This is a genomic window from Streptomyces niveus (assembly GCF_001723055.1).
Classification (GTDB): domain Bacteria; phylum Actinomycetota; class Actinomycetes; order Streptomycetales; family Streptomycetaceae; genus Streptomyces; species Streptomyces niveus.
Window position 1 is genome coordinate 1 of sequence record NZ_MDCR01000114.1, and the last position, 24,589, is coordinate 24,589.

Consider the following 24,589-nt stretch of genomic DNA (forward strand, 5'->3'; position numbering starts at 1 on the left):
GTCCCTGTGCGGTCTGGGCGCGCACCACGAACAGCGCGCCCAGACCGCACAGGGACAGCGCGGCGAGACCCAGCGTCAGCGCGCTGCTGCCGGTCGAGGCCAGCGGACCGCCCGTACCACCGCCGTCGCCGCCGGAGTCGCCCGAGCCGCCGGTCGCGCCGCCGTCCGAGCCTCCCGTCGAGCCGCCGTCAACGCCGCCGTCGGCGCCCTGCGAGTCGCTCGGACTCGGGTCGGGGCCGGGCGCGTCGCCGATGCTGAAGACGAACTCGACGAGGTGCCCCTCCGCCTTGTCCTCGGTGAGCGTGAGGGTGTACGAGCCGTCCGCCAGCGGGTCAGGCACCGTGAACTCGTAGTCGGCGACGGTGCCTTCGGCGTCGGCGGTGGCGTCGGGATACGTCTCCTCGCTGCCGGTGAGCACGACCTTGACCTTCGCGTCCTTGCTGTAGCCCCGGGCGGTGACGAGGACCTTCTGCCCTGCGGTGAGCGTCGGGTTGACGTCCAGCGGTGTGCCCTCCTCGTCGGTGACGTCGAGGTCCGACGGCTCGTCGGTCGGGTCGGGGTCCGGCGGGGGTGACGAACCGGCCTCGGTGATCGTGTAGTTGGCGGCCTGCGACTCGGACGGGTCGAAGGCGGCCGGGTCGGTCGGGGCGAACTTCGCGGTCAGCGTGTGCGCGCCGGCGGTGAGCGCCGACGTCTTCAACTCCGCGCCGCCGGTGGCGACATCGACCGCGCCCAGCACGGTGGTGCCGTCGAGGAACGTCACCTTGCCCGCCGCGTCACCGGGCGTGACGGCGGCCTTCAGCGTGACCTCGGCCCCGACGGGCGCGGTGCCCGCGGGCGTCGCGGTGAGGCTCGTGGTGGTCGGTGTGGCGGCGGCGGCCTTGACCGCCCAGGAGTCGCCGGTCACCTGGACCTGGGTGGTGAAGAACTCGGGACCGAAGTTGGTCGCGTTACGGCAGAAGAGCCGGATCTCGTACGTTCCGTCGAGCGGTCCCTCGGGGATCGCCGCCCTCAGCCGGGCCTCCAGCGACGTGCCCGTGGGCACGTCGGCCGTCACGGGGCCCTGGTCGTAGGGCGCGCCGGCGGTGGTCCGGCCGAGCAGGGCCGTACCGCCCGAGGGGACGACCACGGAGACCTGGAGCTGCGCGGCGAAGTCCACGGGGCAGGCGGCGTCGGTGGCGATCTTCGGGAAGGTCGGGTTGTCGGCGATCCTGCCCGTTGTCGTCGTGAACGTCAGCTCGCCGAGTTCCCCCTCCGCCCGTGCCTGGGGGGCGAGGCCGACGACGACGGCCGCCGCTGCCAGCAGCAGCGAGCAGCAGAGCAGCAGGGCGGTGACGGCGGACGTGCCGGGCCGTGCGTTCGGTGGTGCGGTGTTTCTCATGGTGGGTTGCCCCCCAATGGGACTGTCGGGTCGGTGGAGTCGGGCCTGTTGGGCGGAGTCGGCGGTGAGGCGCGGTGGCGCTTCCCGGTGCCGGGGTACGCCGTGGGGCCGGGCACCCCTGAGGGGTGCCCGGCCGGTGCGCGGTCAGCTGGTGGTGATGATCAGCTCTCACCCTTGGTGGTGGTGCTGCCGCAGTTGGGAACCGTTCCGAAGCCGTACTCCTGGGTCACGGCGGTCTGCGCGCAGACCTTGGAGGACGTGCCGACGAACGTGGCGGCGATGGTGGCGTTGGTCAGCTTGGCGGTCGGGACGACGTTGTAGACGTCGCGGTTGAACGGGAAGGCGGTGTTCAGCGTGCCGTTGGCCAGCGTGGGCTGGACACCGTCCACCGAGCCGAGCACGGCGAGGCCGCGACGGTCGATGACGTCGCCGGGCTGGTTGCCCTGCGCGATGTACTGGGCGATGGAGTACGGGGCGATGTCGCCGGCGCTGTTGAGCGCCTCGCCGTTGTGCTCCTGGACGGTGTCGTCGACGCACGGGCCGAAGGTGGCCTCGGTCAGGCCCAGCGAGGTCAGGAAGAAGGAGCGGGTGCCGGAACCGGCCTGGGGCAGCAGCGGGGTGAGCGCGACGCCGTTCAGCGAGGTGGTGGCGCAGGTGTAGATGGACTTGAGCTGGGCGGTCGTCAGCGCCTTGGGCAGCGCGCTGTTGCCGCGGACCGCGAAGGTCACCGCGTCCTTGCCGAACGGGATGAACGTCAGGTCGGTCGTCGAGGTGTTGGCGACACCGCGCGAGGAGCGGGCGAAGTCGATGCAGCCGGTGTTGTTGTCGATCGCGTTGTTCAGCGCGGTGATGCCGGCGGAAGAGCCGTTGGGGCGCGGGATCACACAGTTGGCCGCACGCGTCTTGATGGTCGTCGTGCCGGTGGCGTTGTACGAGGCGATGAGGCTGCCACCGTCGATGGCGGTGCCCAGACCGTTCAGGACGTCCTGGGTGGTGTCCGAACCGACACCGGCGAGCACGCGGTAGTTACCGGTGCCGGGGTCGGCGGACGCGGGCACCGCCAGGGCGCCGAGGGCGAGGGCGGTGGCGCCGACGAGGGCACCGACGCGTGCGCGGGACTTGACGTTCACTTCTGTTCTCCTCCGTGATTACGGATACGAGGAATGGACGCTCAAGCGACAACACTGAATCGCGAGACCGAGAAATCGAGGGACGCAGCTGTGCGGAATTCCGAATTCTTGATCCACCGGCCCGTCGACCGGCACCGATTACCTTTCCGTATTCGGTGCCCGGCGACCACCAACTCATCAGGTTGATCAGGTTACGAGATGCTTTCCTAGATGACTCCTGGAGCGCCCGGCCCTGATTTCCGCGCGGAAAGGCGGAGCAGTATCGGACCGGAAAGGGCCGCGAGGCCGCCCGCGACGAGCACGCCGAGCAGCACCCAGCGGATGATCCCGAGGACGGTGGAGGGGGTCAGCCCGCCGGACTCGGCGACGTTCTGCTTGTCCGGGTCGGGGGGTGTCGCGCTCGCGTCGGGCGAGGCGCCCGCGTCCGGGTCGGCGGCCGGGTCGCCGCCGCCCGTGGCCGCGCCGGAGGCGCCGGCCCCGCCGTCGAGACCGGAGGTGGATCCGCCGCCTTCCGATCCCCCGTTCCGGGCCCCGTCGCCGCCGCCCGAGCCGCTGGTGCCGGCGGAACCGCCGTCCTCCCCGGCCTCCTTGGCGTTCTGCAGGCGGTCGGCCGCCGCCAGGGCCTGGGTGCGCAACGAGGCGGGCAGCGGGGCGTATCCCGGCGGGAGCTGGCCCGGTGAGACGCCGGGTGCCTGGCCGGCGCCGACCGCGTACCGGACGAGGCCCGCGTAGTCCTTGCGGTCCGCCGCCGGGGTGTTGGTGTACCCGGCCGCGTAGACGAGGGAGGTCAGCGGGTAGGCGCCGCCCTTCGCCGCGCCCGGGTCGGTCCCGAGCACGCCGGGCACCGGCGACTTCTTCATGTCCGCCACGCCCGCGAGCAGGGCACCCGTGGTGGGCTTGACGAACGCGCCGTCGGCGTTGCGCAGGGCGGCCGTCTGGAGGCCGTACCGCGCGGCGGACGCGGCGTCCACGAGCGCGAGGACCATCCGTTCACCGGGCAGCGGAGGGGTGTTGACCAGCTTGGCGGGCGAGCCGTTGCTGCCCGCGGCGGGTGTGGTGGTCTCCAGGTTGTTGCCGCGCCGGGTGCGCAGCGCACCGTCGTGCATGTCCTGGACGTACGGGGCGACGTCGGTGGTCCCGTACTCCAGGGTCGCCCCGTCGATGGTCACCGTGGTCCGGGTGGGGTCCGCCTTGGGGAAGTCCGACACGGACTCGTCGGTGGCCAGGCCGATGTTCGCGAAGAACGGATTGACTTTCGTGCCCCAGGGGTCGGCGATGCCCGACAGGAATTCCTTCGCCTCCCGGTCCGACCTCAGCCACTGCCAGGCCATTCGTGTGGTGTCCGTGTTCGCGAGCTGCACCATAAGACTCATGGGCGGCAGGGACGTAGGACCCCAGTTCTTGAACTCGGGGTTTATCTCCTGGAATTCCGGGTCGTGGAAGAGACTCGGCGGATTGTTCTTGACGTGCTCGGGTATTTCCCGGCGGCTTCGTGTCACGTCCTTCTGGTACGAGGAGGTGAGCAGTTTGGCCAGCAGTCTGGGGGTGAGTCGCATCGACGTGAGCTGTCCGGCGTCCGGCAGCTCGACGAAGAAGCCGACCGCGAGGCCGCTCACCGCGACGGGCGCGTGGACCACGTCGGGTCCGTCCGCCGGTGCCTCGACCGGATCGACGGTGAACGCGAGTCCGGGGGCGCCGGCGGCCGGCCGGGAGATCGTGTCCCTGGCCCCGCCCTCGCCGCTCTGGCTGAAGGCGAACCTGGCGCCGCCGGGGGCCGAGCAGAGCGCGGGCTGCCAGGACGACATGGCGTCGGTCACCAGCTCCGAGCCGGTCACCCGGCGCTCCGCCCGGTCGGCCGGGCAGCTGTTGCCGACCGGCAGGAAGTCGAGCGGGACGACCATCCGCTGCGCCCAGTTGGAGGCGGTGAGCGGGGAGGACAGGAGCGGGGTGGCGGCGCCGCCGGCCGTCCCGTCGACGTCGTGGTCGCCGCGCGGCACGATGACCAGCCAGCAGGGCCGCCCCTTGACCGTGCTCCCCTGTTTCACGGGGGCGCCGCAGCCGAGCTGGTCGGCCTCCTGGTCGGTGTACATGGGGAAGGTGAACTCGCCGGTGCCGTCCGCGTGGGTGATCCCGTACGGCTCCTCGTTGGTGTCGAGGCTCCCGAAGTAGGTCCAGTCGCGTGAACCGGTGGTCGGGGCGTCGCCGTTGGCGGGGTGGAACGGTACGTAACTCTCGCCCTGGCCGTTGTCGACGTACTGCGTCTCCGCCGGGTCGGGCGCCCCGTCGATCTGCCGCAGCGAGGTCCACCCGCCGCCGCTCGTCAGGCCGCTGCCGCCGAACTGGCACTGCTCGCGGCTGGGCCCGGCCGGGTCGTCGCCCCAGCACTGCATCAGCTGAAGGTAGTTGTGCCGGAAGCCGGTCTCGGTGGGCTTGGCCCCGGTCCAGCTGACGCGTACGCCCTGGGCGCGCAGCTGCTCGGTCTGGTGGACGGTGACCTTGAGGGAGGAGAAGTCGTCGTACTTCCCCTTCTTGCCGGTGACCGTGACGGCGGAGCCGGCCGCCCGCGCGGCGTCGGCCGCCTGCGCGGGGGTGGTGGTGGCGGGCAGCGGGAGCAGCGCCACCACCAGGGCGGCGAGCAGCGCGGTGATGCCCGTGGTCGTCCGTACGCGTACGGACGCACGCTTGCCGGAGCGCGTGCTCATCAGAAGCCTTCCTTGCGTCGGTTCCGCGCGGCCAGCGCGCGGGCGGTGAGCGGCGGGCCGACGACCACGCCGAGCAGCAGGACCGCGGACAGGGCCATGAGTACGCCGCGCAGGCCGCCGGACTCGCCGGCGGCGAGCGTGACGGGGTTGCCGACGACGGAGGTGTCCCCGCCGGTGCCGCCGTCGCTGATCAGTTCGCCGGTGTCGGGGTCGATGGCGCCGCCGGCCGCGGCGCCCGCCGTGGAGCCCTCGGTCCCGGCGGTGCCCGCGGTGTCGCCGCCGGACGCGGCGCCGCCCGTCGCCGCGCCGCCGCCCGTTCCGGCGCTGCCGCCGCCCGAACCGCCGCCGGTGGACGCGCCGCCGGTGCCGCCGCCCGAACCGCCGCCCGTGGCACCGGGTTTGACGGGTGTCTTCTCCTTGGCGCCTGCCGTGCCGTCCGCGCACTGTGTCGGGCCGCGCTTGTCGCACGCCTTCGGGTACGGGGCGTTGTTGGCGAGGGTGTTGGAGCCGTCGGCGGAGAAGGTGGGGTTGCGGCACTTGGCGATGTCGGTGCTGCCTGCGGGGGCGCCGGGGATCTTCCTGACCTGTGCGAACCCGGCCTGGACGAGGTTCCTGGGCAGCGGTGAGTAGCCGAGTTCCTCGGCCTGTTGCTGGCCGTCGCAGAGGAAGTAGTTGGCGAAGGTGCCGAGTGTCTTGCCCTTGGCTGTGGTGAAGGGCTGTTCGGCCTTGGTCGGGATGATCATGTAGCTGTAGCTGGAGAGCGTGTACGTACGGCGGTCGGCCGACCGGTAGACGTTGTCGAGGATCTGCGTCAGATAGTTCGGCGAGTTCTTGTCCTCGTTGATACGGGCCTTCAGCAGGGCCACGGCGACACTGGAGGCGGTGGGCTCCACGTAGTAGCCGGACGCGTTGAGCATCTTGGCGACGGGGAAGCCGGTCGTGATCGCGTAGGAGTACTCGACGTAGGTGATGGCTCCTTCGGCGTGCCCCTGCTTGGTGAAGCCGGAGACGCCGAGCGAGCCGGACTTGGCGATGTGCGACGAGCCGGGGACGACGGGGAAATACGAGGTCATCCCGCAGGGTGTGGAGCGTCCCGCCCGGCCGCAGTAGTCGTTCCACAGGGCGGGGTGCTGCTTGGACATCCAGGTGGTCAGCTGGGCCGTCGTACCGGAGCCGTCGGAGCGCACCACCGGGATGACGCGGGCCGCGGGCAGGTTGAGACCGGGGTTGTCGGCCCGGATCTCCGGGTGGTTCCACATGGTGATCTTGCCGGTGAAGATCTTGGTGACGACCTCGCCGGACAGCCGCAGGTTGGTGACCTTCTTGCCACCGATCTTGAGGTTGTACATGAAGGCGGTGCCGCCCGCGACGATCGGCATGTAGGCGTAGCCGCGCTTGGGCGGCGCGTCCGTGGCGCCGGCTTCGGTCAGTCCGTAGGGGATCTCGGAGACGGCGAAGTCGGCGGTGCCGTTCTTGAACTGCTCACGGCCGACGGAGGAGCCGAGCGCGGCGTAGTTGACGGTCATGCCGCTGTTGGAGGCGACGTTGCGGCGCCACTGGTCGAGCGCGTTGGAGCTCCAGGTGGAGCCCGCGCCGCTGATCTTGGTGAACGAGGCCGCCTGGGCGGCCGGTGCGTGGAAGGCGAGCAGCGCGCAGAGCAACGACGCTACCGCCAGGGCGAGTCGGGAGACGGTGGCCGGTCTCACGGGGCGCTCCTTCGGGGGGTACGGGGTGGACTCGGCTGTGCGGTGGGCGAGTTGGCGCCGGGGCCGCTGGCGGCGGCAGGGGTGCGAGGGGCGCTCGCGGCGGCGGAGGTACGGGCGGCGAACCGCTCCGCGTCCTGCCGGGAGGCCCGCACCCGGCGGTGTTCCTGACGGCGGGTCAGCTGACCGGGGCCGCGCCCGCCGATGACGCGGGCGATGACGAACAGCAGCAGGACGAGCGCCATCAGGGCCGCCGCGGTGCCGAAACCCCGGGCGATCATGGTGGGTTCGGGTGACTTGACGAACTCGAAGGTGGCCAGCGGCAGGGAGAGCTGCGGCCCTTCGAACGGGTTGCCGTTGATCTCGGCGGTGAATCCGGCGGTGAGCAGCACCGGCGAGGTCTCGCCGACGCCGCGCGCGGTGCCCAGGATCACGGAGGTCGTCAGTCCGGAGCGCGCGGTCGGCAGGACGACGTGCCAGACGGTGCGCCACCTTGAGGTGCCGAGCGCGTACGCCGCTTCGCGCAGATTCCCCGGCACCAGCCGGATCACCACGTCGGCCGCCCGGATGATGATCGGCAGCATCATCACGGAGAGCGCGAGGGAGGCGGCGAAGCCGGACCGGTCGAAGCCGAGCGCGAGGATGATCGTCGCGTAGATGAACAGGCCCGCGACGATCGACGGCAGCGCCGTCATCGCCTCGACCACGGTGCGGACGAACCGGGCGAAGCGGCCCGGTACTTCGTTGAGGAAGACCGCGCAGAGCAGCCCGGTCGGCACGGTGATGGCGAGCGCGATGGTGATCTGCTGCAGGGTGCCGAGGATGGCGTGCAGGATGCCGCCGGCCGTCAGTGGATCGAGGGGGCCCGCCTCGGCCATGTCCTGGGTGAAGAAGTTCAGATGCGGCAGCGCCTTGCGGCCCTCCCACAGGGTGTAGATCACGACGACGGCGAGCGCGGTCACCATCACCAGGCCGAGGCTCTGTACGACGACGGCGGCGATCCGGTCGCGTACGGCGGGCCCGTCCTCGTCGAAGGAGACCAGCAGGCCGTAGAGCGCCAGGAACAGGACGTACGCGACGACCACGAAGCCGACGGTGCCGCTGAACGGCAGCAGCCGGGTGAACATCAACGCGGTCAGGGACAGGGCGGCAGCGGCGGCGCCCAGCATCGCGTACACGTCGGTGGCACGCAGCTGTCCGGGCGAGCGGCGCCGCTCCCCCACGGTCGGCGCGCGTAGATTCGGACCGGTGCCGCCCGGTGCGACCGGTCTCTCCGGCGCGATGGTCATCTGCGCTGTCCCCTCGTCGAGTTGGTCACTGCTGCGCTGACTCGCGGCTGTCTCATTCGCTGGCCGCGCCGGACCGGCTGCGCGCGACGATCGAGGACGCGGCGAAGTTGACGACGAGCGTCATCAGGAAGAGCGCGAAGCCCGCGGCCATCAGGGCCGACATGCCGAACTCGCTCGCCTCGCCGTAGCGCAGGGCGATCAGCGCGGCGACGGAACTGGAGCCGCTCTGCAGGACGTGCCACTGGATCTCGAAGACCGGCGAGATGATCAGGTAGACGCCGATGGTCTCGCCCAGCGCGCGGCCGAGCCCGAGCATCGTGCCGCCGATCATGCCGCCCTTGCCGAACGGCAGGACGACGCTGGAGATCATTCCCCAGCGGGTGGCGCCCAGCGCGAACGCGCCCTCGCGCTCGCCGACGGGTGCCTGCGAGAACACCTCGCGCATCACCGAGCAGGCGATCGGCGCGACCATCAGGGCCACGACGACGCCCGCGATGAGGGTCGACGACGTGTAGACGGTCTCCGGTGCGAGCGGGTCGTTCGGGTCGGCCCCGGCCACCTCGAAGATCGGGATCCAGCTCAGATAGGTGGCGATCCAGCGGGCGGTGGGCAGGATCTGCCCCTCGAAGAAGAACAGGCCCCACAGCCCGTACACGACGGACGGCACGGCGGCCATCAGGTCGACCACGCCGATCAGGGTCTGGCGCAGCCGGGGCGGGGCGTACTCCGAGATGTAGAGCGCACCGCCCACCGCGAGCGGTACGGCGACGACGATCGCGACCAGCGCGATCAGCACGGTCCCGACCAGGACGGCCGCGATGCCGAAGCGGCCGGCGTCCGGTTCCCATGCCTCGGTCGTCAGGAACGACCAGCCCGCCCTGGACAGCGCTTGCCATGCCCGGTACAGCAGGAACCCGCCGACCAGGAGCATGACGGCGAGCACCAGTCCCCCGCCGCCTCGGGCGACCCCCCGGAAGACCCGGTCGGGCAGGCCCGGGTCCGCGTACAGCCTCCGGGGCACGTCGATTTCCGCCCCACTCGCTCTTCTCGTCACGTGGCCGACGCTCTCGGTGCGCGATTGACACGCGCGCACCGAGATGTGAACGAGGTGTGCCCTAAGGGCAACTTCCCGTAACTTCCACCATGTCGGTCAGCAGGGCCCGGAACCTCTGCCAGGCCGCGCGGCAGGTCGAGTGCCGCTCGTAGGGGCGCGCGGAGACGGCGACGACGCCGCCTGCCGCGTCACGTAATAACCACATCCAGCCGTTGCCTCCCGCCGTGTGCTGTACGGCGCCGGCCAGTTCCGCGTGATCGCGGCACAGCGTCTCGAAGGCGCTGCGGCAGTGGCCGTACTCCCCGTACGGCCGCGCGGAGACGGCGACGACGCGCCCGTTCTGGGCGACCACCCGCCAGCTGTACGCGCCGTCGGCGTCGACGTCGATACGGCAGCGGGCCCCACCGGTGTCCGGTCTCTCCCCACCGTCCGCGCCGTCCACGTCCTTGGTAACCGTCATGTCGAGATTCCACCCCCGCCGCCCCATCGGGAAGCGGGGCGGCAGGCGCAACTTAGTGAGACGGACGTGACACAGGACGTCACAAACCCGACAGCGCCGCCGGGTTTCATGACGAAGTTGCCCTTAGGGCGCCCGCAGTACACCGGAGGCAAGCCCTTTCACCGTGCGGCGCCCGACCGCCGCGCCCGACGGCCGCGCCGACGTCCGGCGCCCGACGTCCGAGCGTCGGCCGACTCACCTGGGTCGCGTTTTCTACAGTGTTGTAGATTTTGATCAGTCATTACCTTCGAGCACCAGGAGAAGATCGTGGGAGTTTCCCTCTCCAAAGGCGGCAACGTTTCGCTCAGCAAGGAGGCCCCGGGCCTGACGGCGGTGCTCATCGGTCTGGGCTGGGACGCGCGCAGCACGACCGGCGCCGACTTCGACCTCGACGCGAGCGCGCTGCTCGTCAACGCGGCCGGCAAGGTCCCCTCCGACCAGCACTTCATCTTCTACAACAACCTGAAGAGCCCCGACGGTTCGGTCGAGCACACCGGTGACAACCTGACCGGTGAGGGCGAGGGCGACGACGAGTCGCTGAAGGTCAACCTCGCGGGTGTCCCCGCCGACGTCGACAAGATCGTCTTCCCGGTCTCGATCCACGAGGCCGAGTCCCGCGGCCAGAGCTTCGGCCAGGTCCGCAACGCGTTCATCCGCGTGGTGAACCAGGACGGCGGCGCCGAACTGGCCCGCTACGACCTCACCGAGGACGCCTCGACGGAGACCGCGATGGTCTTCGGCGAGCTGTACCGCAACGGCGCGGAGTGGAAGTTCCGCGCCGTGGGCCAGGGTTACGCCTCCGGCCTCTCCGGTATCGCGACGGACTTCGGCGTCGGTGTCTGACCCACGCACCACCTCGCGGGGGGCCGCCCTCGCACCGACGGCGCCGCGGGGAGCGTTCCCGCGGCGCCGTCGGCCGTTCGTCAACCCGTCCGGGCCGTACGCCTATTGAGCGGCGGTCCCTGCTTTGCGGCGGCGCATCCACCACACCAGCGCCCCGCCGAGCGCGACGATCGCGACGGCGATGGCCGAGATGAGTCCGACAGGGGTGCCGGAGCCGGTGTCGGCGAGATCGCCGTCGGGCTCCTTGCCCGTGACGGGGTCGGACGGTTCGCCGCCGGCGGACGAGGGGTCCGGTGCCGGGGACGACGGTTCGCCGTCGCCGGGGTCGGCCGGCTTCGTGGGACTCGGCGTGGGATCGGGCTTCGAACCCGGGTTCTCACCCGCGGTGTTGCCGCCGAGGAAGAGCGTGCCGTCCCTCTCCGCGTCGTTCGTCATCGCCTTGACCGAGGTGTCCTTGGTACGCGGCAGATAGCGGTGCTCGGAGCGGAACTGTTCGGCGCTGACGTTCTTCTTGGGCGCCTTGGACATGTCGACGCCACCGACGATGTAGATCATCGTGCCGCCCGCCGTCGGGACGTCGTACTGGAACTCCCCCTCGGTGTAGATCTTCCGGTACTCCTGGAACAGCTCGTTCTTGTCCCACTTCTCGTTCGGCGCGCGCAGCGGCCACTTCGAGACGTCGTTGCTGTTGATGACGGAGCGGTAGTCCGTGGGCGCCTCGGCGTCCTGCTGGCGTACGAACTCCGCGGCGACCCGGGCGTTGTAGACGCGGCGCAGGTCCGCGTACTGCGGCTCGGTGTTGATCTGCTTCTCGACCGCCGGGACGATCATGGCGTCGATCACCGTCTGCGCGGCCGCGGTCTCCGCCTCGTCCGGGGTGCAGATCGGCTCACCGGGGCCGGGCGTCGACGTGGTCTGCGCGGTGGACTTCAGCCGCAGCGGGGCGTCGAGGATGTAGATGCCGCCGTCCTGCTCGCGTACCTGGGCGGGCTTGGGCTCGATCCAGTTGCGCAGACCCGGCATGCACGGCTTGCCGTCCTCCTTGGGCAGCGCGGCCCAGTAGCGGCGGCCGAGGTCGGTCTTGGGGTCCATGGCCCGGTAGAAGTCGTGCTTCATCCGGAGGTCGGCCTCCAGCAGGACCCGTCCGGCGTCGGTCGTGCCGAACTTGGCGTCCATGATGCGGTCGGGCTCGTCCGGGTTGAGGTTGACCCAGAACTTGTCCGGTGTCAGGGCCAGCCAGGTGAGGAACGAGTCGGAGATCAGCTGGGCCTTGGCCTTGCCGCCCCAGCCGGTGTTCTCCTCCGGGTCCTCCTTCGCGCTGAACGCGTAGTCGACGCCCTTGCCCTTGACGGGCTTGCCCACGTACTGGAGTTCCAGGGTGGAGAAGTCCACCCCGCCCGGACCGCGCAGCGCGTTCGCCGCACCGGGCACGCCGCGCGCGGCCTCGATCTGGCGGCGCATGGTCTCCGGCGTCGGCTGCGACCGGTTGATCATGTCGGCGCCACCGGTCCTGGCCCCCGGCTGTCCCGGGGGTGTCATCAGTCCGTTGCCCTGCTTGTACGGGCTGCCGCCGGCCGGCGGGCGCTCATTGGCCGAGGACAGGTGCTGGTACGTGGTGACGGTCCGGTTCGGCGCGTTGGTGCGCAGTTCCTGGACGAACTTGGTCGTGCCGGACTTCTGCGGCTGGCCGTGGACGATGGTGTAACGGGAGCCGTTCCACTTCGGGTCCTTGGACCAGGCACGGTCCTTCGGCGCCTGCGCCGGGTCGTGCTTGCCGTTGGACTTGATCTCGACGATGTGGTTGGTGCGCTTGTTGTAGGCGTCGAGGGTGCGCTTGTACTCCTTGCCGGTGTCGGGGTCCTTGAAGGTGACCTCCTTCTGGCAGATCCAGTCCGGACCCACCAGCCCCATGTCCCGCACGACCTTCGCCTCGAAGGCCTTGCCGCGCGGGTCGTGGCCGGAGGGCGGTATGTACGCCTCCCGCAGCCAGGTCCCGAAGTCGGACCACCGGTCGGGGTACTTGGTGCGCGCCCGCTCCCAGTACGCGTAGACGCGCTCCTTCGTCCCCTTCTTGTAGTCGTCCGGGTCGTCGCTGACTTCACCGGGCTCCGGCGCGGGAAGGCCGTCCCACTGGAGGCCGCTGTTGACGTAGTCGTAGGTGTCCCACAGTGACTTCACGCGGGAGGCGTCTCCGGCGGGCAGACCCCCCGGGCGCACGCCGGATATCTTGTACAGCTCGTCGCAGCGGATGTCCGGCTTCGGCGCGGCGCCGGCCGTTCCCGTCAGCGCCGGCAGCGCGCCGAAGGACAGCACGGCGGCACCGGCGACGGCGACGACGGCACGCATCAGCGCACGCGGACGTCCGTGTCTGGTCGAATGGTTCACGTCGGTTTCCCCCGGGGACCCCGTTCAGGCGGTCCTCGCGCGGCCCCTGGGCCCCCGTGGTCGATCGGGGCCGGCGAGACCCACCAACATAGGACTGTCATGTACGGGACGTCCCGCCGACACGCGCGGGCGACATGTTCCAACTCCCTTTGCTCACATGGTCTTTACGCGGGTGCTGGTACAGGCGGTTAGAGTCGCGCGGTATGGAACGCGGTGAGGAGTTCGAGGACGAGGACGCGTATCTGGCCGACCAGGAACGCCAGCACGCGGCGGACCGGCTGCGCGGCGACAACCCCGTCCTGCGCAAATGGCTGGCCGCGCGGCGGGCGGCGTTTCCCGCGTGGGCGGAGCGGGCGCGGGCGTACGGGGCGTGGGACTTCGGCGCCGAGTCGGTCGACCGGCTCGAAGAGCTGATCCGCGCCACCTTCAGTTCCCACGAGGACGCGCGGGCGCACGAGGACAGCCCCTTCATGCTTGTCGCGGCCTGGTATCTGGGCGAGGTGCACAACCGCGTCTGCGGCACCGTGTGGCAGCTCCATCCCGACGCGGCGTCGTTCCCGCCGTACACGGTGCGGCCGTTCGTGACGATCCCCTGGGAGCGGAAGGCCGAGTACGCGGACGAGGAAGGCGTCGAGGACGACGCACGCCCGCTGTACGGACCGGTCAACGGGATCTGCCGGCTGTTCACGTGGGGACCGGACCGGCGTCTGCGCGACGACATGAAGCGGTACGAGCCCTCGGCGTAGCGCCGGGCATCGTCAGGCCGCGGCGCGTACGGAGGGGAATCCGGGCGTGCGCAGTACCCGGCGCTTCTCGTCCACCGCGAACACCTCGCAGCCGTCCCTCGACGCGGCCCATCCGACGCCCCGCGCGCCCATCGCGAACGCCGCCGTCGCGGTGGCGTCCGCCTCGGTCAGGGACGGGGCGACGACCGTGAGGCTGAGCAGGCCGGTGGCGGGGCGGCCGGTGCGGGCGTCGAGGATGTGGTCGCCGCGCTCGTACCGGGCGGAGGTGGCCACCGCGCCGTCGGTGATCTCCAGTGCCGCGCAGAGCCGGTCGGCGTGTTCGGGGTGGCGTACGCCGACGCGCCAGGGCCCGCCGGCCGCGACGACGTCGCCGCCGGCGTTCACGCAGTACCGAGTGGCGCCGGCGGCCGACAGCAGTTCCGCCGCCTTCTGCACCGACCAGCCCTTCACCACCGCGCAGGGGTCGAGGCCGCGCCCCGGCAGCCGGGCGTCGAACGCGCCGCCGGTGGCGAGCCGGTAGTGCTCGCACAGGCCGAGGATCTCCGCCAGTTCCGGGCTGACGGCACCGGCCGGGATCTCGCCCCGGTCCAGCGCGGACACCTCGCTGTCGGGCCTGAACGGGCTGAAGCGCGCGTCGACTTCGCGCAGCCAGGCGAACACCTCGTCCGCGGCGGTCTCCGGCGCACCGGCCCCCTCGTCGACGCGCACCGAGACGGGGAAGCCCATGACGTGCTCGACCCGCAGCACCTCAGGCGCCCCTCGCGTCGATGGCGGCCTGGAGCGACTCCCGGTACCCGTCGCTGGTGATCGTGGCGCCGGTGACCGTGTCGATGTCGGCGCTCTGCGCTTCGAGCGTCTCCTCGATCAGGGTCGGTACGGCGGCGGTGGTCTGCGGGTGGTCGGGCTGTCGCAGCAGGCGTACGGCGCTGATCCGCTCGCCCTCGAAGGTCACCTCGACCTCCACCGGGCCCTTCTCGGTGGAGACGGTGGAGCCACGGACCACCAGCGGGGCGGTGGCGCCGGACTCCCCGTCCGGATCGGGCGGGTTGACCGGCGGGGCCGGTACCGGGGGCGCCGTCTCGGCGCTCGTGCCGAGGGACGGTTCGTAGCGCCACAGCGGGATCACCGCGGCGACGGTCAGTGCCAGGACGGGCAGGACTCGCTTCATCGTCTTCCCCCTCTATCCGGCCAGGCTGAAACGCTCGGCGTGGATCTGCCGCCTGGGCACGGCCAGTTGACGCAAGGAGCGCAGCACCGCCGTGGTCATGCCGGGCGGTCCGCACACATAGACGTCCCGGTCGGCGATGTCCGGTACGAGCAGGGCCAGTTCGTGCGGGGCCAGCTTGTCCGGGGCGGCCGGCCCGGTGATCAGGTGCAGTTGGGCGCCCTTGGCGTGGGCCAGTTCGGTCAGCTCCTCGTACAGGACCGCGTCCCGGTCGGTGGCGACGCGGTAGATGAGCACGACGTGGCCGTGCAGTTCCTCAAGCAGCGCGCGGACGGGGGTGATGCCGACGCCTCCGGCGACGAGCAGGGTGTCCTGTCGGGTGCGGTGCATCGTGGTGAACGCGCCGTACGGGCCCTCCGCGAACACCCGGGTGCCGACCTTGAGTTGGCGCAGCGCCGCCGTGCCGTCGCCGGCGGTCTTGACGGTGAGCCTGAGCCGGTCGCCGTCGGGGGCCGCCGAGAGCGAGAAGGGGTTCGCCTGCCACCAGCGGTCCCTCGTCAGGAACCGCCAGAGGAAGAACTGGCCGGCGCGGGCGGGCAGCCGGTCCAGGTGGCGGCCGGTGACGTAGATCGAGACGACGTGGTCGGACTCGGGGACGACGGCCGTCACCCGCAGCCTGTGGCGCAGGTTGCGCCACAGGGGCAGGACGAGGCGGCCGACGAGGACCGAGGTGAGGGCGACGCCCCACAGGGTGTACCAGTACGCCGTGGCGATGGGCGACGCGGTGAAGGTGGAGCCCGCCGCGACCTGGTGGGTGAAGGCCAGCACCACCGCGAGATAGGTGTAGAAGTGGATGAAGTGCCAGGTCTCGTACGCCAGTCGGCGGCGGGCGTAGCGGGCCGAGACGGCGCCAACCAGGATGATCAGGGCCATCGCGACGACGGCGCGCAGCACCCCCTCGACGGTCTCGGCGAGGTCGACCAGCTGGTCGACCGGGCCCATCGACGACGACTGGGCGTAGCCGAAGACGATGAACACGCCGTGCGCGAGCAGCAGCCACAGCAGGCCGAAGCCGACCCACCGGTGCCAGGAGGTCAGCCGGTCCATGCCGATACGGCGGTCGAAGAACGGCAGCCGGGCGACGAGCAGCAGTTGGAAGGCCATCAGCAGGGCCGCGTAGAGCCCGGCCAGCCGCCCGAGCAGGACGAGGGCGTTCGACGCGAACCCCGCCCGGACGAAGAACACGCTCACCACGATCACGTTGGCGGCGAACAGGGCGTACAGACCGGCGCGGGCCACCACTTGGGGGCGGACCGGCGTGGGAGGCGGCTGGACACGTTGGACGGTCGTCACGGGCGGCGACTCCTTGATCGGTGTCTGGGAGTCCGAGCCTGCCTGCCGGGAGCTGTCGTTTTCCTGTCGGCGAACTTTCAACTGCTTATCGATATGGGCCGGGAGCCGTCCGGGCGTGGGGCGGCGGCGGGCGCGTACAGCACTATGGGTGGGTGGAAAAAGTGCGCCTTCTCGTCGTGGACGACGACCCGCCGATCGCCGATCTCGTGGCGACGGTCGCCCGGTACGAGGGCTGGGAGGCGGTCACCGCGCACACCGGCGAGGAGGCGCTGCTGCGGGCGGCGGAGTTCGGGCCGGACATCGTGGTGCTCGACCTGATGCTTCCGGGGCTGGACGGTTTCGCCGTGCTGGACCGGCTGCGGTCGTCCGGGACGATGGTGCCGGTGGTGTTCCTCACGGCGCGCGACGGTGTCTCCGACCGGGTCGCCGGGCTGACCCGGGGCGGCGACGACTATCTCGTCAAGCCGTTCGCGGTCGAGGAGTTGATGGCCCGGCTGCGTACGGTGCTGCGCCGCAGCGCCGGGCCCGGTTTCCAGCGTTCCGTCCTGCGGGTCGCGGAGCTGACGATGGACGAGGACACGCGGGAGGTACGGCTCGGCGACCGGCTGCTGACGCTCACGCCCACCGAGTACGAGGTGCTGCGCTATCTGATGCGCAAGTCGCCGACCGTGCTGACGAAGGCGCAGATCCTGGACCATGTGTGGGAGTACGGCTTCGGCGGCCGGTCCAACGTGGTGGAGCTGGTCATCAGCCGGCTGCGCCGCAAACTCGACGAGCCGGGTGACGGCGGCGCGCCGCTGATCCACACCGTGCGGGGCGTTGGGTACGTGGTGCGGGAGGTCGCCCGGTGAGCGGCCGTCCCACCCGGCTCACCGCGACGTACCGCAGGCTGCGCCTGGGCACCCGGCTCGCGCTGGGGCTCGGCGTGCTGGCCCTGGCGGTGTTCGCCGCCGTCGGCACCGCCCTGTCGACGTACATGCGCGACTATCTGGAGCACCAGCTCAACGACCAGATGGCGCTGGTCCAGGGCACCCAGGCCAAGGACGCCGAGGTGCACGGGACGGTGGAGCGTCAGCCGTACTACCGCTGGTACACGGCGGTGTACGAGGTGACGGACGACCGGGCCGTGCTGCGCAGGCCGAGCGACGTGCCGGCGGACGCCGGGAAGCTCTCCGCCGTCGCCGAGGTGCAGCGCGACTCGGGGGCGAGGGAGGTCTTCCGCACCGCGTACATCGAGGGGCAGGGCGAGTACCGGCTGCGCGCCTGCGAGGTCAGCCCCGGGGTGGTCCTGGTCACCGCGGCCCCCATGGAGCCCATCGAGAAGACGATGGACCAGCTGGTCACCGTCCAGCTTGTCGGCTTCTCGCTGGCCCTGGTCGCTCTGGTGGTGCTGGGCCGTTCGCTGCTGCGGCGCGGGCTCAAACCGCTCAGCGACATGGCGCACACGGCACGCGACATCACCTCGCACGACTTCACCGACTCGGCGCGGCTGCCGGTACGCGTCGACTCCGACGACGGCGGCCCCGAGGTCGGGGAGCTGCGCACCGCGTTCAACACCATGCTGGAGCACATCGACGACTCGCTGGCCGTACGCACCGAGGCGGAACAGCGGCTGCGCCGGTTCGTGGCGGACGCGTCGCACGAGCTGCGTACGCCGCTGATGTCGGTACGCGGTTACGCGGACCTGTTCCAGTACGCGGCGGCCAACGAGCCCGCCGAACGGGACAGACACCTGGCACGTCTGCGCGCGGAGGCGGCCAGGATGGGGCTCCTCCTTGACGACCTGCTGCTGCTCGCGCGCCTGGACGCCGCCGATGTGGAGGCCCCGCTGCGGCTGGAGGAGACCGATCCGGCGGAGCTGCTGAACCAGGCGGCGGACGCGTTCCGGGCGGGGCGGCCGGACCGTCCGCTGTCGGTGAGGGTCGACGGCGGGCCGGTACGGATGCGGCTCGACCCGCTGCATATCCGGCAGGTCCTGGACAATCTGCTGACCAACGCGGCGGTGCACACCCCGGCCCGTACGCCGGTGTCGCTGGAGCTGTCCGTCGAGAGTGACGCCGCGGTGGTCCGGGTCGGCGACCGCGGTCTCGGTATCCCGGCCACCGACCAGGAGCGGGTCTTCGACCGCTTCTACCGCGTGGACAAGGCCCGCACCCGTGACAGCGGCGGCAGCGGGCTGGGGCTCGCGGTCGCGCGGTCCCTGATACAGGCGCACCACGGCACGACGGAGGTGGCCAGCCGCCCGGGTTCGACGGTCTTCACGGTCCGGCTTCCCCGCTAGGGCGCGTGGTGCGGGCGGGTTTCAACCGCCGTTCCGCTTCTCCCGCCAGAGCAGTCCGAGCAGATAGAGGCCGCCGAGGGCGCCGGTGACCAGCCCGACCGGAATCTGGAAAGGGGCCAGTACGCGCTGGGCCGTCGCGTCGGCGACGGCGAGGATCAGCGCGCCGACGAGCATCGCCGAACCGGGCGTGATGCCGGGGCCCCGGGTGACGCGCCGGGCCAGTTGGGGTGCGGCGAGCGCGAGGAAACCGATCGGGCCGGCCACGGCGGTCGCCCCGGCGGCCAGGGCGACGCCGAGCAGGAGGCTTGTCGCGCGCACCCGTTGGACGTTCACGCCCAGCGCGCCGGCGGTGTCGTCGCCCATCTCCATCATGCGCAGGGGCCGGCCGGCCGCGAGGGCCGCGGCGGCGAGCACCGGGAGCGCGACGAGCAGCGGTACGACCTGGGTCCAGGTGATGGCGTTGAGACTGCCGAACGTCCACGCCTTGGCGCTTTCCGCGGACTCCAGATCGGCCCGGGTGATGAGGAAGGAGTTGAACGCGGCGAGCATCGCGCCGACCGCGATCCCGGCGAGGACAAGCCGGTTGCCAGAGACGCCGCGTGGCGCGGTGAGCGCGTAGACGACGACGGCCGTCGCCAGACCGCCGGCGACCGCCCCCGTACCGACACCCACGCCGGTGCCGGCGCCGCCCGCGAGGATGACAGTGAGGGCGCCGCTGGTGGATCCGGTGGTGAATCCGATGACGTCGGGGCTGGCCAAGGGGTTACGGGCCAGGCTCTGGAAGAGGGCTCCGGAGAGTCCGAGGCACGCGCCGACGAGCAGGGCCGCGCAGATACGGGGCAGCCGCTGGTCCACCACGATGAACCGGTCGGCGCCGGAGCCCGACCCGGTCAGCGCGTCGAGCACCTGCCAGCCGCCGATGCGGTAGGTGCCGGTGAACAGTCCGAGCAGTGCGGTGGCCAGGCACGCGAGGAGCAGGACGGCGGCGACGGTCACGGCGCGCGCGGAGTACCGCAGCGTGATGCCGCCGGGAAGTCGGCGGACGCGGGCGGCACGGGTACGGGTACGGGTAACGGTGCGGGGTGCGTACGACTCGGTCACAGGGCCGTCCTCCGCCGGCGGACGATGAACCACACCAGCACCGGCGCGCCCAGGAACGCGGTGACGATACCGACCTCCAACTCCCCCGGCGGCGCGACGATCCGCCCGATGATGTCGCTCATGAGCAGCAGGACGGCGCCTGCCGGGAGCGCGTACGCGAGCAGCCACCGGTGGTCGGGGCCCAGCAGCAGGCGCAGCGCGTGCGGCACCGCGAGGCCGACGAACGCGAGCGGACCCGCCGCGGCGGTCGCTGCGCCGCAGAGCAGCATGACGGCGCAGAACCCGGCGGCCCGTACCCAGCTCACGCGCAGGCCCAGGGCGCGGCCGGTCTCGTCGCCGAGGGCGAGGGCGTTGAGGGCGGGGCCGAGAAGGAGCGCGATCACCGTTCCGGCGGCGACGAACGGGGCGACGGCCACGAGGACGTCGATCCCACGGTTCTGGAGGGATCCGACGACCCAGAACCGGTAGGAGTCGAAGGCCGTCGAGTTGAACATGGTCAGGATGCCCGTACAGGCTCCGAGGCTCGCCGACAACGCGGCCCCGGCCAGGACGAGTCGGGTGTGCTGGTGGCTCCTGGCGGAGCCGGCCGCGAGTGTGTGGACGAGCAGCGCGGCCAGGATCGCGCCGACGAGGGCGAACCAGATGTATCCGGACACCTCGGTGACCTGGAACGCGGCGACCGCGATCACGACGGCGAGCGAGGCACCGGCGTTGACCCCGACGAGGCCGGGCTCCGCGAGCGGATTGCGGGTGATCGCCTGCATCACGGTCCCGGCGAGGGCCAGGGCGGCGCCCACGACGACGGCGAGCGCGGTACGGGGCACCCGCAGCCGCCAGACGATCAGGGCTTCCGGGCTGCCGTCGTCGTGCAGCAGTACGCTCCACACCGTTTCGAGCGGGACGGTACGGGAGCCCACGGCGAGGCTGACCAGAACGAGGCCGGCCACCAGGACAAGACAGCCCGTCAGCACGAGGAGACGGCGGCGCGCGAGGCGCCCGGAACCGCGTTCGGGGGGCCTGGCGGGAGAGATGTGAGCGACGGCACGGTCGCGATCCTTGCTCAATGACACTTAGGTGAGCCTAAGCTAATTTCTCGTGTACCGCTTCCGTGACTTCCCCCTCACCCGTCTCAGCGCCGGCCTCCTCATGGCAAGTGCCCTGCTGCTCACGGCCTGTTCGTCCGATTCCTCCTCCCCCGCCTCCCCGGACACGGGCGCCGCCCCGCAGTCCGGCACCACCACCCACACCGCCCCCAGAGCCGTGCCCGACGGCATGGGCAGCGGCGTGAAGGACGGCCAATTCCCGCGTACCGTCGCCCACTTCGAGGGCAGAACCGCGATCGGTACGGCGCCCGAGAAGGTGGTCGTCATCTCCACCGGGCAGGCCGACGCGCTGCTCACCCTCGGGGTCGTACCGGCGGGATCCACGCGCGGCGAGGACGCCGGGCTGATCCCTCCGTACCTGTCGGCGGCCTTCCCGCAGAAGTCGGCCGCGCTCGCCGATGTCGCCGACGTGGGCTCCCGGGTGGACCCGAGCCTGGAGGCGATAGCGAACATCAAGCCCGACCTGATCCTGATGAACATCGCCGGGAAGGACGCCGACGGCCTCTACAAGGCGCTGAGCGAACTGGCTCCCACGGTGGCGACCCAGGGCACCGGCGTCTACTGGAAGCAGGACTTCCTGCTCGTCGCCGACAGCATCGGCAAGACGGAGCAGGCGCGGAAGCTCCTCGACGCCTTCCACCGGGACGCCGAAGAGCTGGACAAGGCCGTGGAGAAGCCGGTCAGCGTGTCCTTCCTGCGGTTGAACGGTGACCGCCTGCGGGTCTTCGGGGTGCCGTCCTTCACCGGGAGCATCGCCGAGGACGCGGGGCTCGGCCGCCCCGGGAGCCAGCGGTTCGACGAGACCTCCGAGGACATCAGCAACGAACAACTGGACCGGGCCGACGCCGACTGGCTGTTCTACGCGGTGCAGGGCGACGACGCCGAGGCGACCGCGCTCACGCGGGCACCGCTCTGGCCGACGCTGACCGCCGTCGCGTCCAAGAGGGCCGTCCCCGTCGACGACGACGCCTTCTACCTCAACACCGGTCCCACGGCGGCCCGCGGCGTCCTCGCCGAACTCGACAAGCGCCTGCGGCCCTGACCTGCGCGTACCCGCCCCTCGTGCTGTACTGGCCTGATGGAACGCAAGCACACGCGGGCGTTCGTCTCGCACGCCCAGCGGCACGGCCGGGCGGCCTCCGACGCCGCCCGCGCCGAACAGGCGGATCTGGTGCGGACCCGGGTGCGGCTCATGATCGAGATCACCGCGCGGGCCGGGGCGTACCGCAAGGGCCTGGTCCAGGCCGCCGAACGGCTCAGCCCGGAGGAGGCGGAGATCCTGGCCGACCTGGAGGGGCACGGGCTCCAGGTGCCGCAGCTCAGAGACGTACTGCGCGGTGGGCATGTGCTGGTGGACGATCCGCGGCTGTACGAGAAGTGGCGGCTCGCCAAGGGCAGCCATCCCCGGATCTCCAGCCACCACCGCGACATCGACAAGAAGCTCTACCCGGACATCGGGATGCGCGGGCAGGTCGTACGGGAGAAGCTGCACGGCCGGACGGTGCAGGGCACCTGGGTGCAGCTGGAGAAGACCCCGGCCGCGTTCGGCGGGTCCAAGCTGCCGCGTCCGAGCGACCTGCGGCACCTGATGGATTACGTCGTGTACAAGTTCACCGACAGCAATGTCGGGCCCTGGGGGCTGTCGCGGATGACCGAGCGGCGGCCGATGTATCTCTCGCCGGTGCTGGCGATGCCCACGTCCCTGTCGCCACCGGTCGCGCGGTCCCTGACCCAGGCGCTGCGGCGGATCGAGGCCGACGACGACGTCACGTCCGCGTCCCAGGAGCTGGCCGGCCGGTTCCCGCCGCCGGACCGGCCGGATCTGGCCGGCGAGCTGGGCCAGGCGCTGTCCGACCGGGGCGGCCGGGGCCTGTTCGGCAACTCCGACGTGTGGGTGACACAGACCCCGTCCCGTACCGCCGCCGAGGTGCTGCGCGAGAGCCGTAGGGCGACCGCCGCAGACGACTGGCGGACAGGAGGTTCGTCATGAGCGAGGACCAGAGCGGCGCCCCTTCGGCGTCGCGGCCGAGCCCCGGCGAGGCGTCCGTTCCGCACGGGCTCGTCTCGGCCGTGGTCGATCTGGTGAACACCGGGCCGGTGCTGCTCGGTGCGTACACCATCGCCGAACTCACCGCGGTGGACGCGGTCGTGGACTTCCTGGAGGCCAGGCCGTCGGACGACGAACTCGCCGAGGCCGTACGCTCGTTGGCCGCACGCGAACTGCTCCTCGCGGGTTCCTCGGGCGAGGAGGTCCAGGTACGCGGGGACCTGGGCATCGCCGTAGCGTTCCAGCAGCGCGCCAGGAAGGTGCTCGACGCCCGTACGACCGGTACGGAAGCGGGCGAGCCGTGGCGGATCCTGCTGCTCCCCCAGCCCGAACAGATCTGCCTGATGATCCGTATCGACGCGCTCGGCGTGCACCAGATCGGCCTCCACAAGCTGGACGAGGCGCTCCGTACGCTCACCGAGTGGCTGCCCCGCGGCCCCGCGGCGGACAGAGATCCGTCGACGGACACCGATGCCGTGCTCAGCGGCGCGGAGCGCTCCGCACTGGTGACCGTCACCGACTACACGGCGGTGGGCTCCGCCGAGACGGCGGGGACCAGCACGGACCTGGTGCTGGCCCGCAACGACGGGCGGCTGCATGTCCTGTCCCGGGACCCGGAGCGGCGGGAGCGGCTGGTGCCGGCCCCGGAGGGCGGCAGGGACAGGGACGGTGTCCGCGACCGGCTGGTGGACCTCCTGGCGGCCTAGCGACCGGCGGCCGTGCGGCTGGTCTCCGTGTGACTCAGCTCGACGGTCACGTGCGCGGACAGCGCGCGCAGGAAGTCGGCCGCGTCGAAGACCGCCCCGGCCGAGGCGGCGCCCACCGTCCTGGTCCGCCCCGTGAGGACGCGGTGGACCGCCTCCACCGCGAGCGGCGCCGTGACGGCGTAGATGTCCTGGCCCCGCGCCACCGCGCGCCGTTCGGCGCCGCCGGAGCGGACGACGACATCGACGAGGAAGGTCTGCGCGGAGCGCCCCCGCGCGTCGACGGCGGCCGGTGCCGGTGTGTCAGGGGCCGCCAGCTCCTTGGCGGCCTCGACCGTCATGTACGTGCACACCTCGGGGACGTCCACATGGCTGGGGATGGTGACGACGTCCGCCATCGTGAACTCCCCGACGACGGCCCGGCTGCCCAGGGGCTCGGGAAACGGCCAGTGGAGGGTGGGCGGGGCGTCGGTACGGTACTCCAGCCGCCCCTTGGTGTAGCGGACGCGTTCACCGCCCCGGCGCGTACGGGAGACCTGGCCCGCCAGCCGCGTGCCGTCCGTGGGGTGCCAGCCGCTCAGCCCGTACGCGATGTGCGCCTCGTCGGCGGCGGTCCAGTCGCCCATCGCCGCCGTGGCCAGCAGATCGCCGAAGCCGCCGAAGAAGGCCATGGCCGGGACGATCACCGTTCCCGCGGCGCGGGCGCGGTCCGTGAAGAGCGCGAACGTGTCCATGTTGGCCTCGACCTCGGCCGCCACGTCCACGTACGGGATCCCAGCGCGCAGGGCCGCCTCGATCACGGGGGCGGCGGTCGTGGCGAACGGCCCGGCGCAGTTGATCACGGCCGCCGCGCCCGCCAGCGCGCGGTCGAGCGCGGCCGGGTCGTCGACCGGGGCCGGCCGGACGTCGAGTCCGGGCCGGTCCGCGGCCAGTTGCTTCAGTTTGCCGGGGTCGCGGCCGGCGAGCAGGGGGGTCAATCCGCGTTCCAGCAGCTCCGCGACGACGAAGCGCCCGGTGTGTCCGTACGCGCCGTACACCGCGACAGTGGGGCCCGATTCCATTGTTTCTCCTCCTGCGCTCGACCGTTCCGCTGTCCGCAATCC

21 protein-coding genes are annotated in these 24,589 nt (G+C 71.5%); 7 read left to right on the forward strand and 14 right to left on the reverse strand.

Annotation, left to right across the window (positions count from 1 at the left end; translation table 11 throughout):
* The 7 genes from BHU15_RS14975 to BHU15_RS15005 form a co-directional block, all read right to left on the reverse strand.
* Positions 1-1,381: Ig-like domain repeat protein (locus BHU15_RS14975; protein ID WP_069627641.1), on the reverse strand; the 1,381-nt coding region annotated here is incomplete at its 3' end.
* Positions 1,382-1,542: 161 nt separating this feature from the next.
* Positions 1,543-2,511 (reverse strand): type 2 periplasmic-binding domain-containing protein, encoded by a 969-nt coding sequence (locus BHU15_RS14980; protein WP_209269245.1) that lies wholly within the window; start codon positions 2,509-2,511, stop codon positions 1,543-1,545.
* Between the two features lie 206 nt (positions 2,512-2,717).
* Positions 2,718-5,213: a hypothetical protein gene (locus BHU15_RS14985; RefSeq protein WP_079128149.1), complete on the reverse strand. Its 2,496-nt coding sequence runs from the start codon at positions 5,211-5,213 to the stop codon at positions 2,718-2,720.
* Positions 5,213-6,919 (reverse strand): phosphate ABC transporter substrate-binding protein PstS, encoded by a 1,707-nt coding sequence (gene pstS / locus BHU15_RS41345; protein ID WP_176582575.1) that lies wholly within the window; start codon positions 6,917-6,919, stop codon positions 5,213-5,215. The genes BHU15_RS14985 and pstS overlap by 1 nt, the downstream gene beginning before the upstream one ends.
* A complete protein-coding gene (pstA, locus tag BHU15_RS14995; protein ID WP_079128150.1) occupies positions 6,916-8,205 on the reverse strand; it encodes a phosphate ABC transporter permease PstA in 1,290 nt (429 codons plus the stop codon). The genes pstS and pstA overlap by 4 nt, the downstream gene beginning before the upstream one ends.
* 52 nt (positions 8,206-8,257) lie before the next feature.
* Positions 8,258-9,226, reverse strand: coding sequence for a phosphate ABC transporter permease subunit PstC (gene pstC, locus BHU15_RS15000; RefSeq protein WP_023538065.1), 969 nt, complete (start codon positions 9,224-9,226; stop codon positions 8,258-8,260).
* 94 nt (positions 9,227-9,320) lie between these two features.
* On the reverse strand, positions 9,321-9,719 hold the full coding sequence (locus BHU15_RS15005) for a hypothetical protein (RefSeq protein WP_069627642.1): 399 nt from the start codon (positions 9,717-9,719) through the stop codon (positions 9,321-9,323).
* Between the two features lie 306 nt (positions 9,720-10,025).
* Here BHU15_RS15005 and BHU15_RS15010 point away from each other — a divergent pair, with 306 nt between their 5' ends.
* A complete protein-coding gene (locus BHU15_RS15010; protein WP_023538067.1) occupies positions 10,026-10,601 on the forward strand; it encodes a TerD family protein in 576 nt (191 codons plus the stop codon).
* 102 nt (positions 10,602-10,703) lie between these two features.
* Here BHU15_RS15010 and BHU15_RS15015 read toward each other — a convergent pair whose 3' ends face one another.
* Positions 10,704-12,986, reverse strand: coding sequence for a hypothetical protein (locus BHU15_RS15015; protein ID WP_255293114.1), 2,283 nt, complete (start codon positions 12,984-12,986; stop codon positions 10,704-10,706).
* A gap of 203 nt (positions 12,987-13,189) precedes the next feature.
* Between BHU15_RS15015 and BHU15_RS15020 the strand changes: the two genes are divergently transcribed.
* Positions 13,190-13,732 (forward strand): hypothetical protein, encoded by a 543-nt coding sequence (locus BHU15_RS15020; RefSeq protein ID WP_069627644.1) that lies wholly within the window; start codon positions 13,190-13,192, stop codon positions 13,730-13,732.
* A 12-nt stretch (positions 13,733-13,744) separates the two neighbouring features.
* Here the strand turns inward: BHU15_RS15020 and BHU15_RS15025 are convergent, their stop codons facing one another.
* The 3 genes from BHU15_RS15025 to BHU15_RS15035 are packed head-to-tail and all read right to left on the reverse strand — an operon-like array spanning position 13,745 to position 16,250.
* Positions 13,745-14,479 carry an FAD:protein FMN transferase gene (locus tag BHU15_RS15025; RefSeq protein ID WP_069627645.1) on the reverse strand — a complete coding sequence of 245 codons (735 nt, stop codon included), beginning with the start codon at positions 14,477-14,479 and terminating at the stop codon, positions 13,745-13,747.
* A 1-nt stretch (position 14,480) separates the two neighbouring features.
* Positions 14,481-14,900, reverse strand: coding sequence for an FMN-binding protein (locus BHU15_RS15030; RefSeq protein ID WP_069627646.1), 420 nt, complete (start codon positions 14,898-14,900; stop codon positions 14,481-14,483).
* A 12-nt stretch (positions 14,901-14,912) separates the two neighbouring features.
* Positions 14,913-16,250 (reverse strand): ferredoxin reductase family protein, encoded by a 1,338-nt coding sequence (locus BHU15_RS15035; protein ID WP_069627647.1) that lies wholly within the window; start codon positions 16,248-16,250, stop codon positions 14,913-14,915.
* Between the two features lie 152 nt (positions 16,251-16,402).
* Here BHU15_RS15035 and BHU15_RS15040 point away from each other — a divergent pair, with 152 nt between their 5' ends.
* Together BHU15_RS15040 and BHU15_RS15045 are read left to right on the forward strand one after the other, a co-directional pair.
* Positions 16,403-17,101: a response regulator transcription factor gene (locus tag BHU15_RS15040; RefSeq protein ID WP_069627648.1), complete on the forward strand. Its 699-nt coding sequence runs from the start codon at positions 16,403-16,405 to the stop codon at positions 17,099-17,101.
* On the forward strand, positions 17,098-18,531 hold the full coding sequence (locus BHU15_RS15045; RefSeq protein ID WP_069627649.1) for a sensor histidine kinase: 1,434 nt from the start codon (positions 17,098-17,100) through the stop codon (positions 18,529-18,531). Before BHU15_RS15040 ends, BHU15_RS15045 begins: the two co-directional genes overlap by 4 nt.
* 21 nt (positions 18,532-18,552) lie before the next feature.
* Here BHU15_RS15045 and BHU15_RS15050 read toward each other — a convergent pair whose 3' ends face one another.
* On the reverse strand, positions 18,553-19,632 hold the full coding sequence (locus BHU15_RS15050) for a FecCD family ABC transporter permease (RefSeq protein WP_069627650.1): 1,080 nt from the start codon (positions 19,630-19,632) through the stop codon (positions 18,553-18,555).
* Complete coding sequence (locus tag BHU15_RS15055; RefSeq protein WP_079128151.1) at positions 19,629-20,702, reverse strand: FecCD family ABC transporter permease; 1,074 nt, start codon at positions 20,700-20,702, stop codon at positions 19,629-19,631. Before BHU15_RS15055 ends, BHU15_RS15050 begins: the two co-directional genes overlap by 4 nt.
* Positions 20,703-20,727: 25 nt before the next feature.
* Between BHU15_RS15055 and BHU15_RS15060 the strand changes: the two genes are divergently transcribed.
* The 3 genes from BHU15_RS15060 to BHU15_RS15070 are packed head-to-tail and all read left to right on the forward strand — an operon-like array spanning position 20,728 to position 23,489.
* A complete protein-coding gene (locus tag BHU15_RS15060) occupies positions 20,728-21,777 on the forward strand; it encodes an ABC transporter substrate-binding protein (RefSeq protein ID WP_247748775.1) in 1,050 nt (349 codons plus the stop codon).
* 36 nt (positions 21,778-21,813) lie between these two features.
* Positions 21,814-22,725: a hypothetical protein gene (locus BHU15_RS15065; protein WP_069627651.1), complete on the forward strand. Its 912-nt coding sequence runs from the start codon at positions 21,814-21,816 to the stop codon at positions 22,723-22,725.
* Positions 22,722-23,489 (forward strand): hypothetical protein, encoded by a 768-nt coding sequence (locus tag BHU15_RS15070; protein ID WP_069627652.1) that lies wholly within the window; start codon positions 22,722-22,724, stop codon positions 23,487-23,489. The genes BHU15_RS15065 and BHU15_RS15070 overlap by 4 nt, the downstream gene beginning before the upstream one ends.
* Here the strand turns inward: BHU15_RS15070 and BHU15_RS15075 are convergent.
* Positions 23,486-24,547: a saccharopine dehydrogenase family protein gene (locus tag BHU15_RS15075; RefSeq protein ID WP_069627653.1), complete on the reverse strand. Its 1,062-nt coding sequence runs from the start codon at positions 24,545-24,547 to the stop codon at positions 23,486-23,488. The genes BHU15_RS15070 and BHU15_RS15075 overlap by 4 nt on opposite strands.
* Positions 24,548-24,589 lie beyond the last annotated feature (42 nt).